This is a genomic window from Hydrogenophaga aromaticivorans (assembly GCF_013387465.1).
GTDB lineage: Bacteria > Pseudomonadota > Gammaproteobacteria > Burkholderiales > Burkholderiaceae_C > Hydrogenophaga > Hydrogenophaga aromaticivorans.
Window position 1 is genome coordinate 41822 of sequence record NZ_VYGV01000004.1, and the last position, 13056, is coordinate 54877.

A 13056-nucleotide genomic window follows, 5' to 3' on the forward strand; every position below is an offset into this window, starting at 1 on the left:
CCCACCGGACGTTTGGTAGCCCCTCTTCCGGAACCCTATCCTTGAATTGGAAATTAGTCTTCATAATTACCGCCTAGTCCCCCAACCCTTTCTCTTATACCCACCCGGGGGGGGGAAAGCCCTGGGCGCCGAGCGCCCGCCAGCCCCAGCCCAGCAACACCACCAGGGCCAGCGCCTCCAGCGCCATCAGCGCCACCGAGCGGTTGCCCCCGCGTAAAAGCGTGGCCAGCGCCACCAACAGCAGCGCCGCCACCCAGACCACCCCGCCCAAGCCTTCCTGCGGGTGGGGCCTGGTGCGGCGGCGAGGCGCGTTGAGAACGGCAGACGAAGTGTTCATGCGGAATGCACCAGATAAGGGGAAACAGGGGCCGCGCCGGGCGCACGCGCCTGCAGCCAGGCCACATAGGGCTTCACGTGTTCGTGCACCGTGTCCGCAGCCTGCGCCAGCGGCAGCCATTGCCAGTGCCCGTGTTGCTCGCCCACGGGCAAGCCCAGGGCGTTCACCTCGGCATCGCTCAGGTGGGCCGCGTAGGGCAGGTTCACGTAGTGCGTGGGCACGGTGGGGGAAAAAGCGGCATCGGGGTAAAAGTGGTCCCAGGCGCCCATGGGCTCGCCGCGCTGCGCCAGCGCGCCCGCCCGCTCATCCGCCAGACCCAGCTCTTCCGCCGCCACGCGCCGCAAGGCAGCCGCCAGAGGCTCCCCCTTGCGGATGCGCCCGCCGGGTGTGAACCAGGTGCCGCGCGCCGGTGCGTTCAGCCGCTGGCCCACCAGCAGTTCACCGGCCGGGTTGGTCAAAACCCAGTCCACCGACACCAGCGGCAGCGCCGCCACCGCCTGTTGAAACTGGGCCAGCGGCAACAGAACACCGGCCGTTGCCGTATCAGCTGGCGCGCGCCAGCGTTGCCAGACCAGATGCGCGCCGCCCGCAAGGGCAATGCCCACCGCGTCGGCCAGCCAGTCTTTCAAGCTGGCAGAGAACCCCGGCAAGAAATACTGGTGCACCTCCACCGCCGCGCCCAAACCCAAGGCGAGGGCGGCCAGCGCCCAAGGCTTCAAGCGCAAGGCCCAGGCCAGCGCCGAGTACACGCCCAGAAACACCAGCCCGTGAGCCAGCTTGTCCACATCGCTGTACCAGGCGCGCACCGGCTGCCACAGCGCCAGTGCATAGGCCACAGCCAGCAGCAAGGCAACACATGCGAGGCGGTGCAGCGCTGCTTGCTTCACGCAGCCTCCCCCCGCACCAAAGCCAGCAACTGCGCCTCGAACCGGCGCAGGATCACGTCCTGGCTCAGCTCGGCCTCGGCATAGCGGCGGCCGTTGGCGCCCAACTCGGCTCGTCGGGCCGGGTCTGTCGCCAGCGTGCGCAGCGCTTCGGCCATGGCCGCAGCGTTCTCCGGCGGCACCACCAGGCCACAGGCAGCGTTATGAGTCACCACACGGCCCAATTCAGTTTCAGGCATCGCAGTGGCCAGCACCGCCCGGCCGCTGGCCAGCATGCCCGTGAGTTTGGAGGGCATCACCAAGTCCGCCGCATCGGCCCGTTGGGGCAGCAGGTGCACATCGGCCAAGCCCAGCCAATCGTTCAGGCGCTCCAGCGGCTGCAGGTCCAAAAAGCGCACGTTGGGCAAACCGGCGCAGCGCGCCTGCAAATCAGCCCTGCCCGATCCATTGCCGCCAAATACGAACTGGATCCGCGGGTCGCTTTGCAACAGACGGGCAACGTCGGCCAGTATTTCCAGCCCCTGCTTGTTGCCCATGTTGCCGGAATACAGGGCCACGACCGCATCAGACGGCAGGCCCAGCTCGACGCGATAAGCGCTGGGCGCGGCCAGCGGCTTGATGCCGCTGATGTCCACCCAGTTGGGAAAGTGCACCACCCGTTTAGCCGACACGCCCTTGGACAAAGCCCGGTCCACCATGCGGCCCGAGATGGTGGACACACGGTCAAACCGCTGCATCAGCCAGCGCTCAGCACCGGCCACCCAGCGGCGCAGGGTGTTGCCTTTGATCAGGCCCAGATCAAACGCAGCATCTACCTCGAAGTCCTGAATGTGCAGCCAGCTTTTTGCGCCTCCCAAGGATGAAAAAGCTATCGCTGCAGGCGCACACATGAACGCGGGCTCGACCATCCACACCACATCGGGCCGCCACGCCGTTTGGCGCAGCATCACCGGCAAGCTGGTCAGTGCAAAGCTTGCCAGGTGCAGCAGCCGTTTCAGGGCACTGGGTTTGGCTGGCACGTACAACGGGCAACGCCACACCTGAACGCCTTGCCCGCGCTCTGTCTGCCAAGTGTTGACGAAATCATTGGTGATCTGCCATTCAGGGTAATACGGCGGGGCCGTGACTACCCGTACATCGTGCCCCGCAGCGGCCAGCCAGGTCGCCATATCGCCGGTGTATTTGCCGATGCCCGTTAGCTCCGGGGCGAAGTTAATTCCATAGAGCAGTAGCTTCATTCGTTCTGGTCAGTTGTTTGCGCGAACATCTCCGCACACAGCGCGTCTAGCCCTGCATTCAAAGGCGGACTTAATAAGAGTGATCGTTTACTATCAATTGAAAAATAAAAATCGATATAAAAGCGTCATTGCATGGCCTTGCTATAGTCAATGGATGACTAGAAAATTTGCTTATATGTGTGCAAGCACGCAGCGCTTAATCAATTATTTCTATCCAATTCCCGTAATGCCATATTGGGCCAATGTCGCCGCCTGCCCAGCATGCAAGAAATAAGTTGTAGAGCAAATTGCACAGCAGAGGTTTAAATTACTATTTAATTGATTCGGTGCAATCCAGCCTTCATTTATGTGATAGAAGTTAAGTGCTCATTGCTGAGCGGTCCGAGCTATTAACATGACGCTTCCGCCTGATTGCTAGCGGTCATGCGCTTAGCAAAACGGCGCCCAATGCTGTTGAAGGGTTGTTCAATTAATTTAAAAGTTGTCCTTGATGCGAAAATAATAACGGGAAAACTGAGTAGGACAATTATGTTTACGGTTGTTTGAGAGATATCAGAATATAGAAGTGTCGGAGCGCCAACTGCGATTGAAAAAATTGGTATATGAAGCAAATAAGTCGAATATGACCAAGAGCCGGCCCTGGCGACTCGATAGTTTAGAACAAATATCTGTGCCGCATGTTTCAAAAAGGGATTGCTAATATTTACAATATTCATTTCGCTAAGAATTAGCGTGAAGAAGATGCTCCAAATTGCTGCCTCGAGCGGTCCTGATATCGTGGCAACTAGCGCGCTAAGAATTATTAGCGATTCTGCACGAAAATCGTGCAGAAATACCTCTTCTAGAATTAATCTAGAAATAATTCCAATTAAAAAATAATGTATCGATAATGGCAAAAAAGATGCATACGCCCAAGTGCCGAATTGACCGGACTTGGCAAGTTGGTTAAGCGCGAGACAAATTATCACAAACGCGATCGAGATACCTGTGGAGCGACGCAGCATATAAAGGATGGCAGGCGCCACAAGATAAAACTGCCATTCGAGAGACAGACTCCAGGCGGGTGCAAGGAATGTAGACGAAGCAAACGGTATTAGTGTGTCTGGTATGAGGCCATGTAGCAGGGTCAGATGTAAACCGAAATGGGTCAAAAAGTTGAGTGATTCCTCATTTGCACGAGCCTCTCGCATTTCTACACCGAACACCCATGGATGGAAATACGCAGCCTGATAGAGGTCATGAATTGCTATTGCGAGCAAAAAGCATGCAAAGTAAATTGGAAAGATACGAAAAAAACGTCGTGTTAGGTAGGGCGCGTACGATTCCTTGGATGCTTGAATCAGGTGTGTAATTACGAAGCCGCTAACGATGATGAATACGTTCACCGCAATGTCGCCGCGCTCAATAAGTGCCACAATTGGTTTTGGTATATAGGACGACCAGCCACCAAGGTGTGATGCGTGCCCAATGACGACCCACCAAGCCATGTAGGCGCGCAAGCTCTCGATGGAGACAAAATTTCGCATATAAACCCTCGGTATTCCTAATTAATGTAGCAGATGATGTGCTTTTAAATCGCAAACCTTCTTCAGGTAAAAAAGCTGTTTCAGCTCTAGGGTATCCCTGGCTCACTTGATGCGACGCGGCTTGAACGTACAACACTATTTCCTGCTAACCGGCTGATCGCAAGAGTTAAAAATAGGTAAGTGTTAAAGCGGGGTGAGTAAAACGCCGCCTCGGTTACGCTAAGAATAAAAAATAGGAAAATGGTAGGCCAACGAATTGGGCCAATGAGAAATCTCACATAGATTGAAGTTGATACGAGGTAATACGTTGTGCCGATAACGCCGAGATAGATCGCTAATGCAGATGGCAGATTCTGAATTTGGAAACGCCACTCGTAAAATACTGAGCTGGCCGGAATGTCTAAACTGAGATAGGTCTCCGTTAAAGGTGTAAAAGCCAGGTCGATCGAACCGATACCAACACCGAAAAGAGGATTTTTCGCCAATACGGCTAAAGCCGCATAAAGTGAACCGTAGGTGCGGTAAATCACGCTGTAGTCGTCGCCAGAGCTGATTGTTTGCAACCGGGTCTCGAACAATGTTTGAAGCAGTGTATATCCCAAAGCCATTGCGGGAAGCGCAACTACCATACCAATAATAAGTGCATTGACGCGTGTGCCAGAACGACTTTTTGAGCTCTCAAAAATGGCAAGAAGGCCAACAAATACCAGTGAAAAAACCGGAATTGGGCTGCGAGCCACTAGGACGCCGAGAACCCCGAACACAAGTGCAAGTGCATATCGCCTGCGATCTTCAGAAAGCCATGCAAACGCGCAAACGAGAAAGCAATATGCCAGTGCAAAATAGGAGGTTTCAGCAGTGAAAAATTTTGGTCGGCGAAATCCAAAGCCTATACCGACATCGCGATTATTAACAATGTCAATATAATCACCAAGCGAATAGAAATACGCCATCAAGGAATCCATGACAGAAGACAATCCAGTCGTGATTTCGATCGTCCCACCTATCAAAAGAAAAATAATTGCGAACTTGCTGAACCTCGCGATCTGCTTTCTCTCAAATGATGTGATTGTCCAATAGAGGGTAAGGCCTATGACGATGCTATATACATACTGAAAGAACGCGAGCAGCCTGGTTCCAAAGAAGGAAGAAGGTTCCGGCGCCATGTTTGAAAGTAGAAAGACTCCTACCGCGATTCCAAATGCTGCAAGAAATTGCCGTCTGCCAAGGCGGGGCAGGAAGATAAAAACCCCTATTAGCGCGAAAGGGAGCGCAGAGACCATCGGGAATGGTCCATATGGGATATTGACGTAGCATCCGATCAAAAAAAATATAGCAAAGATTGAAAATATAAGACGAGGCTTTTTCCGAATGATGCGGCGTTCAGGCGGCGTCAAATGCCTCATTTTCTGAGTATCTTCTACCTCACGACTAAGTAGTATGTAAGTCATGGTTCAAATTCCGACGGCGATGAGTGAAACCATGACTGTATATCCTTGTGGTGCCGGAGTGAATACTGGTAGCGAAAGCGAAAGAAGACCGCCTGTGGTCAAAATGAGTGGTAGTTCCTGGGACCTGAGCGCTTTCGGAAGAATGATGATTTTGCCTAAATCGAAAATCTGACCAAGGTCCTTGCGACCAGAGAGGATTGGCTTACCGTCACTATATAAGACGAACCCTCGAAGGATGTCGTCACTTATGCCCTCCGCGAAAATTCCTACCGCAACGATTCCAGCTCGCTGGCGGACAAATTTTCTGGAAAAGACCGGTTTTCCATTCCCTTCGAAGAAGAAATCGTAGCTATCGGCTTCTGTGAAGCGCACTGTTGATTCCGACGCAATACGCGCTAATGTCAAGGCCGGATCGAAAAGTGGGGCAATGAAGCCCACAGTTATGTGACCGCCTTGAGCGTCTGCGACTGCGACAGTGTTGTGCATGAGCTCATAGCGCATAGCTGATGGCGCTCGCCAAGGCATGTCAGTGAACCCGTCGATTTTCACCCTGGCGCCGTTCATTGCCCGTACCAAAGCAGAAGCGGCACCGCCACCAGCAGCCAGTTCCATGGACTGGATGGACAGGGCCAAAAGCTGAATGTTTGTGTGCCTGCCAGATGCAACGATATATGCACCGTTCGATCCGAGCCCAACGTGTTCGAAGCGAATACCCTGAACAACAAAGTTGGAGCAGCTTTCCAATAGAAGTTGGCATCCGGTACCTCTATTGAACTCAATCGATGTTAAAACAGCTGTGTCTGCACTTTCGATAATAATTGCAGGTTCTGAAAGATGATCGCAGCGGGCGTAGAATTCCTCGATCCGGTTGTTTGGTTGACCTGACTTGCCAAAAGTCCTCAAAAAAATGGCGGCCCCGCTATGGGCTTGACTCATGTGAATGCGACGGAAAGCGGCGCCCCAGATCGGACAAAGCAGCGTCTTGTGGCCATTATCACTTTGACCAAAACCTCGAAATCCATTGACAAGAATGCAATTGCTAATTTCGAAGTTCCAGTGTCCTGCGCCGCCTGGTCGGTTCGTTGCGAATCGCACAGCGTAGGCATTACGGTTGGCAGGTGTCTGATTTCGTTGCCATAAAAAACGAAAACCTGATATCGTCCAGTGATGAGTGTTTTCGCCGGAAAACAGGAAGATGCTCTTGTTGTCGCTTAGTTGAACGAGTTCGGTCATACACAGACCGACGAGCGAAAATTTTTCCGCATCGGCGGGAACGATTATTTCGTCACTAATGGAATAGCGAGCACCCCGAAATTCCAACCGACGCTTGGTAAGCGCTGCTACGGTAACCGATCGCTGAATTGGGAAGTAGTCGTCATGAATATCGCCTAGTGCACCGAACATTTCCGGTAATAACACGTTTTCATCAATTTCGAAGATTGAGTCGCTCGCATCAGTAATGTAGCCAGGATGTTGTGGTTGTTTCGAAACCCTGATCCACACTGCAGCGCCACCGTCATGCGGAGCAGTGAAGCCACTTGTGGAAATACGTTTCAAAGACTTAGGAACCGTGGACTTCAGAACTTCCTCCGTCGTCAAATAGACTGATTCAGTCTGCACTTCGGCACTCGCTACGACTGCGTGAGAACCTATTGCTCCTACAAGGGGCAACATGGTTAACGTTTGCCTCCGATTTATGTGCATTTCCCGCAGCATGTCATTTGGTGTGTTCAATGAATTCATTCGCCAAAATTCTCTTCAGATTGGATCGAAGAGACAGCAGATGTAGTTCACATGCTAGTGGATAAAAACCTCAGGCTCAAGGCGCGATGAGATAGCAACACGACAGTCATCAGCCAAATATCCGCAAGCGATCATCATGACCGGAAATAGTCCGTTGTCCAGGTTCAGAGCTTTGGCAACCTTTATTGCCATATGATGAGATACACACATATTGAGGCAACACGAGCCAATATTGCGAGCACTAAGTGCATTGACAAGCGCGCCCGAAAATATGCCAGTATCCACAAAAGGTTCGAAGATCTCATACTCGTTGAGAAATCCGCGAACGTCAGCAAGCACCACGATCATGTTAGCGATGGTGTCATCGAAACCCTTATTTCCATTTTGTAAGTCCAACATGCTCCGCACTTTCCGCGGATCTTGTACCAACGCTATAGCCCATGATTGCCGGTTGCAAACAGAAGGGCTATGGTTTGCCACTCGTACGGCTTCGATTATCACTTCCGAGGGAACTATGTCTTGGCGAAAATTGCGCACCGAGCGTCTTCCCGTGACCATAGAGTCGTACAGTTGTGTTGCTTCCTTAGAGTGATCGGTTTGATAGTTGATTGTGCCGGATTTACAGTCAATGGGCTTCTCGAGTGCATTAACAATTTTGGTCAGTGAGCGAATATCATCGTTTATGTGATTGTTCCTCGTGTGCCAACCAATATATTCATCCAACACCCCAACAGCTATCGAACGCGGTGCACCATTAGTCCCCGCCGCATGGCTTCGCTCTATCTCGCTCAGCAGCTTCTCTCGTTTAGCTGCACCGAAGTATGGACGAATTTCGCGAAAGCTTAGCCCCTTTTCAATGGTGTGGGCTTCTTTAAGAATCCACGCCCTGCTGTGCTTTGCGACATATCCTTTCGAAAGCGTCGCTGAATATTTAAGGTAATAAAATAGCCACCGGGTTGAGCGAATAACGGCTAGCGCTAATCTGGTCGCTCGGTTCGTGCGCACGAAATTTATCACTTAAACCTCCTGAAGATCAACGATGATGTCTGAATATCATCAAGTAAGTATGAATTAAATTTTGGCATATAACTGATCCTTGTCTTTATGCTGGCTGAACTTGTGTTCCATGTGCTAGAAAAAACACATTGGAAGAATTGTCGAAACGATCAATCGCGTAACCCACATCACTGCAGAGCCCTTCTTTCCATAAAATTCCGCGTATAGTGGAATGACAATGCAGCCACGCAACCAAATTAAGCTTGATAGAATCCAGACTAAGTTAATCATCGATAAGGACGAATTAAGAAATGCCACAGCGATAATGCTGGCTGATGCAAGCGCGATTTGAGTGCTGCCAAGGAAACCCGTACGGGCAAGCGCGATCATGCGCACTGAGTATATTTGTTGAATCGCTGATCCCAGAACGCCTAGAACGAGTGGTGGCATGAAGGTTGCCGCAGCTGCGAAATTCGGGAACGCGAAGCGAATAATCGGAGGCAGTAATAGGATTGCCCCCGCAAGGATCAGGTAGATTGTGATCTCAATGGCGACGGCTTGCTTGATGTTTCCTATTCCGGGAACATTAACAGAGGCAATGCTATTGTGAAGCCGTTCAAGGGGCTGAACTGCTGTGAGTATGATTTGTCGAATTATGGCTAATGTTGAAAACGCTAGACCATAGTTGGCAATATCGACTCGGTTGTATTGAGTGTGGTTGTAGAGAAAGAACTCCACACCTTGATATACAACGACAGATCCAAGAGAAATCTGAGATAGCGTGAGGTACCGGCCGAAGTTGAACTGAAACCGGCCTGAGGTCCAGTTGGCAAACTGGTATGATTTTCTATCAGATAGCCTCGATGCAATGGCCAAGACTGCAACGATATTTAGAAAATTCAGTGCAATTGTTCCAAGGAAGAAGCTGTTTTGACTGGAGATCAATGCAAAAGAAAAGGCGGATATATAGGGGATTGCGCCACCAAAATTGTTGAGAACAATTGAGGTGAAATAATTTCCTCGAAATTCGAGGATGCTCGTGGTGATAGTTCTTGCAAGAACCAAGAGGAGCGCAAACATGAGCGCTACAGTGTTGAGCCAAGTGACAGTTGCACCAGATCTGTTGATTGACAGAATAATTCCGATGAGCAGCAAGGCTCCAGTTACTAGTTGCACTATTGCCAGAGAGTTCATCTCACCACGGATATCTGTTGATGGTGGTTCTGAGAACAGAATGGAACGGAGATAGTTTTGGTTGGCTGGTGCAAATGCCGTTACAAGAGCAAAGGGTACGAAATAATGCTGGCGCAAAAAAGCGACTTGATCCGGTGAGAGAAATCGGAAGATTGCAATAGACAATAGTGCCAAGCCAACTGATGCACCCGTTTGAGCTATTGCCGATAATAGATTTTTGCGCATCCCACTACATTTCTACCATGCAAGCCTTGGGGCTTATGATGGACTGTTGTTCAATAGACTGTTAATTGCTTCGCAATAGTGCCCGGCTAGATATGCACTTTGTGGTGGAGGCATTGCCTTTGTTAGCTCGGCGTAGCGAGCACCATTCTCGGCTGCCAACCCTCGAATGGTGGTGATCACGTCCTCAACCGCAAGCTGGCAGGTGACACCTATGCCACGCTCATGGACAATATCACCAACATATACGCCCCTATTCGTTAAAGCCAGCTTTCCGAAGGCCACAGCGTTATAGATCCGATTGGTAAGAAGCCAGCGCTCATTGTCATTAGCTTCTGGATCAACGAACGCCCAGCTCAAATGAGCCTTGGCATAAATTTCTGCTAAATCCTCTTGCTTGAAGCGCCCGTGAAAATGAATCCAAGGGCTTCCAAAAATCAACTGCTTAAATGTTGCAGGTGGAATAGTCCTGTCTGGATAGCCGTGGAGATGAAATACGACCTCGCCCCGCATTTGCTCGGCAACTTCTCGGAGCACGTTAAGAATCGCTAGTGAGCGAAAAATACCTGAATAGACGATGACGAAGGGCGGGAGTTCCGGTGCCGGTGGCAGTGTGCTAGATGGTGCGCCAGGCAGATAATTCTCGATTACCTTCACTCGGTCACGTGCAATATTGCCACGATAATAATTTGTGTAAAAAGCCTCGGAAGTGAGCAGTAATAGATCAGATCGCTTTAGTAGCATCCATTCGACTTTCTGCAGCAGGCGCGCCCCCCATCCGCCAGACAAAACACGAGGATTTAGATCTGTGATATCCCAAATCAACCGGACATTGGGCTTTAGCAGTGCCGCAAATGTGACCAGAAAGCAAGCGTCGAGTCCCCAGGCCCAAAGGACGGTTGCGTCCGTTCGCAGCAGAGCCAGCATCAGTCTTGGGAACTTCAGGGAGAAGATCCGTTGGGTGATCGTCTCGACGACCTTATCTGTCGCGCTGTCATACATTTCTAAATCGAAGCTACCACCTACACAATCGGCTATACGGTTGAGTGAGGAGGAGTGTCTCGGCGCGAAAGAAATGAACAAAACCTTGTGCCTAGTCATAGCCCTTCAGCTCTGATTGGTGTAAAGGAAGGATTGCGCAGTGTAGACAGAATGTCAACCCAAAAGGCCGACATAGGCTGCCTCCAATTTTCGCCCCGTTGCCTGTTTGCTGAACTGACCAGCGACATGAAGATGAGCATCGATATTGGGCAGAGGTTGGGCGAGAGATTCACTGATTGCATCTCCCAGCGCCTCGCTGTCGCGCGGATCGAAAAAAATTGCTTGTGAACCTAAATAGTCCCGGGTACCGCCCGCTGACGTAATTGCTAGATTTGCTCCGCAATAGCCGGCATCCAACGCAACCAGTCCAACGCCTTCATAGAGACTCGGTAGGCAAAATACAGAGCAACTCAACAATTCCTCCATGAGTTCTTCATCAGAAATCCGGCCGAGATAGGCAATATTCGGATGCTCCTCCACAATTTTCATAAGCCAAGCAGCGAAGTCCGGGTCCGATAGAGAACCTGCAAGCCTGAGATTGAAATCGCGTTTAATTGCCACTTCAATTAATAGTCGAACATTTTTGCGCTGCTGTGCAAGATGACTGACATGAAATACTGTTGGTTTCCGGTGCTTTGAAGAAAGCATTGAAACATCAATGTTCCAATCTTTACTGACACTGATCGGAACATTGACAATTTTCTCAGTCGGAACCCCAACAGCTTCAAGTGATCGGCGCTCGAGATTCGAGCGGCTGAGGAAGAGATCGAAGGTCTGCCCGTACTTTCGGAGAAGGCGCTGGTTTTGATGCAACCGTAGCCTCTCGAACGGAATCTTTGAGACAAACGTTGCAAGCTTGCCGTAGGGCCTTGGGGGGTCGATGATCGGTGAGTAGACAGTATGGATTTTCTGCTGTGCTAGTTCATCAACGAGACTGTCGCACCAAGAACCATGCTGAAAGAGATGCACTAGGTCGAAGGATTTCCAATCAATTGACTGATCGGCACGAACAAATTCAACTTTATGTCCCAGTCTTGATAGGGACTCCGCCCAGCACTTTGCCTGCACTACAACGCCGCTGAAGACGTTGGTGTAGTAGCAGTACGAACTGAGAATGTAGGCAATCTTCACAATAATATTCCTGACATAACGTTCCAGATCGACGAGGTGGCGAGCTGTGGCGAGAGGTCGACTGAAATTCCATCAGGATGGGCTTCACCAAGGTGTTCGATCGCCCTAATAAGCAACCTAATATCTTCAATGGTAATCGCATCTGCTGAAGTCGATGCGTAGGCGCTGGCCGCCTTTGCATATGGGGTCTCGGTTACCAACCATTTCAACATGGTCTTGGCTTTTTTGCTGTACTCAAGGAAATAGACTGGCTTGCCGAGGGTCACTGCGTTTAGGCAGCAATGCATGCGTGCGGCGATTACGAAATCGACTTCGGAAATTTCAATTGCTATCTTTTTGAACCCGAGCGCGTCGTCGCAGAGCTTGACAGCCTTTTGTTGAATTGGTTCGAGTCTGTTGTAGATATTACGAAGAATAAAGCGATCGTCCAGATTATTGTCGCCGTCGGTCGAGTAGACGTGTGGAATAAAGCTGAACAAATAACCATCGTTGATGAGATCGGAAACGATTTTGGTGTACTTTTCGATCAGATCTGGACCAAACTTTTTCACTGTTAACGGTGAAAGATTTAATCCAATTCGCTGAACCTTGTTTGCTCGTACAACGCATGATGGGCGCAAAGAATACATCGGGTCAGGAAAGACCAGTGTTGGCGAATTAATGTTTTGATCGATGAGGTAGGAACTTGTTGAATCATCGCGAACTGCGATTAATTTGAAGCGATTGAGGTGAGCGATTAGGCGATTTCTTTGGACCCCCGAAAGTAGCTCAAAATTTTCCATGTTTGCACCGAACATTATGCTCGGAATGCCGCGCCTAGAAGCGAAGGATTCGTAGCCCATCCAGTCATCTGGGAGCATTCCGTCAAATATGGTGTAGATGTCGCCACCCACCGAGACAAATAGGTCAGCCTTTTCGAAGGCGGCTGAGCTGAAGCGTGGGGACCAATATTTGTCGAAACGTCTTGTCTGTCGGAGAAGGGCTCGAAAATATCGTTTCCATGAGAGCATCGGCACAACCTCGATTTGAGGCAAGTCCTTCAATATTTGCCTATCTCGGTTTGAATCGTAACTAGGGACGATGAAGCGTAAATCGTAGTCTGAAAGGGCATTTTCAAGAAATTTGATTGTCCCTCGTATAATTATCTCGCAACCAACATTGGATAATTGGAGGTACGAAAATATAATGGTCTTTGTTGATTTTTTCATGCTGGACTCGGCGAGATTTGTGCCATTTGATATCTCGTATAGCTCTTGCTTTGGATGTTCTGGGTGGCAGCAGGCTTATTTACTA

General features: G+C 50.4%; 11 protein-coding genes. All 11 read right to left on the reverse strand.

Annotation, left to right across the window (positions count from 1 at the left end; genetic code table 11):
• Positions 1 to 94: 94 nt before the first annotated feature.
• The gene (locus tag F3K02_RS03210) at positions 95 to 337 is read right to left on the reverse strand and encodes a hypothetical protein (RefSeq protein WP_177133266.1); all 243 of its coding nucleotides are present in this window, start codon (positions 335 to 337) and stop codon (positions 95 to 97) included.
• The gene (locus tag F3K02_RS03215) at positions 334 to 1224 is read right to left on the reverse strand and encodes a VanZ family protein (RefSeq protein WP_177133268.1); all 891 of its coding nucleotides are present in this window, start codon (positions 1222 to 1224) and stop codon (positions 334 to 336) included. The genes F3K02_RS03210 and F3K02_RS03215 overlap by 4 nt, the downstream gene beginning before the upstream one ends.
• Positions 1221 to 2459, reverse strand: a complete 1239-nt coding sequence (locus F3K02_RS03220) for a glycosyltransferase WbuB (protein WP_177133270.1) — start codon at positions 2457 to 2459, stop codon at positions 1221 to 1223. Before F3K02_RS03220 ends, F3K02_RS03215 begins: the two co-directional genes overlap by 4 nt.
• Positions 2460 to 2848: 389 nt before the next feature.
• Positions 2849 to 3985: an acyltransferase family protein gene (locus F3K02_RS03225; RefSeq protein WP_177133272.1), complete on the reverse strand. Its 1137-nt coding sequence runs from the start codon at positions 3983 to 3985 to the stop codon at positions 2849 to 2851.
• 86 nt (positions 3986 to 4071) lie between these two features.
• Entirely contained in the window at positions 4072 to 5436 is a 1365-nt protein-coding gene (locus F3K02_RS03230; RefSeq protein ID WP_177133273.1) for a hypothetical protein, read from the reverse strand.
• 3 nt (positions 5437 to 5439) lie between these two features.
• Positions 5440 to 7179, reverse strand: a complete 1740-nt coding sequence (locus F3K02_RS03235) for a hypothetical protein (protein WP_177133275.1) — start codon at positions 7177 to 7179, stop codon at positions 5440 to 5442.
• Between the two features lie 54 nt (positions 7180 to 7233).
• The gene (locus tag F3K02_RS27855; RefSeq protein WP_218179346.1) at positions 7234 to 8196 is read right to left on the reverse strand and encodes a nitroreductase family protein; all 963 of its coding nucleotides are present in this window, start codon (positions 8194 to 8196) and stop codon (positions 7234 to 7236) included.
• Positions 8197 to 8310: 114 nt separating this feature from the next.
• A complete protein-coding gene (locus tag F3K02_RS03245; protein ID WP_177133279.1) occupies positions 8311 to 9594 on the reverse strand; it encodes a hypothetical protein in 1284 nt (427 codons plus the stop codon).
• A gap of 33 nt (positions 9595 to 9627) precedes the next feature.
• Positions 9628 to 10593, reverse strand: a complete 966-nt coding sequence (locus F3K02_RS03250) for a glycosyltransferase family protein (protein WP_177133281.1) — start codon at positions 10591 to 10593, stop codon at positions 9628 to 9630.
• A 153-nt stretch (positions 10594 to 10746) separates the two neighbouring features.
• Positions 10747 to 11763 (reverse strand): glycosyltransferase, encoded by a 1017-nt coding sequence (locus F3K02_RS27860; protein ID WP_177133283.1) that lies wholly within the window; start codon positions 11761 to 11763, stop codon positions 10747 to 10749.
• Positions 11760 to 12971, reverse strand: coding sequence for a polysaccharide pyruvyl transferase family protein (locus F3K02_RS03260; RefSeq protein ID WP_177133285.1), 1212 nt, complete (start codon positions 12969 to 12971; stop codon positions 11760 to 11762). Before F3K02_RS03260 ends, F3K02_RS27860 begins: the two co-directional genes overlap by 4 nt.
• Between the last annotated feature and the right edge of the window lie 85 nt (positions 12972 to 13056).

Bases quoted from the DNA above. Each gene is read 5' to 3' on its own strand.
- F3K02_RS03245 (WP_177133279.1), bottom strand. From the start codon at position 9,594: ATGCGCAAAAATCTATTATCGGCAATAGCTCAAACGGGTGCATCAGTT.
- F3K02_RS03230 (WP_177133273.1), bottom strand. From the start codon at position 5,436: ATGACTTACATACTACTTAGTCGTGAGGTAGAAGATACTCAGAAAATG.
- F3K02_RS03225 (WP_177133272.1), bottom strand. From the start codon at position 3,985: ATGCGAAATTTTGTCTCCATCGAGAGCTTGCGCGCCTACATGGCTTGG.
- F3K02_RS03250 (WP_177133281.1), bottom strand. From the start codon at position 10,593: ATGTATGACAGCGCGACAGATAAGGTCGTCGAGACGATCACCCAACGG.
- F3K02_RS03210 (WP_177133266.1), bottom strand. From the start codon at position 337: ATGAACACTTCGTCTGCCGTTCTCAACGCGCCTCGCCGCCGCACCAGG.
- F3K02_RS03260 (WP_177133285.1), bottom strand. From the start codon at position 12,971: ATGAAAAAATCAACAAAGACCATTATATTTTCGTACCTCCAATTATCC.
- F3K02_RS03220 (WP_177133270.1), bottom strand. From the start codon at position 2,459: ATGAAGCTACTGCTCTATGGAATTAACTTCGCCCCGGAGCTAACGGGC.
- F3K02_RS03235 (WP_177133275.1), bottom strand. From the start codon at position 7,179: ATGAATTCATTGAACACACCAAATGACATGCTGCGGGAAATGCACATA.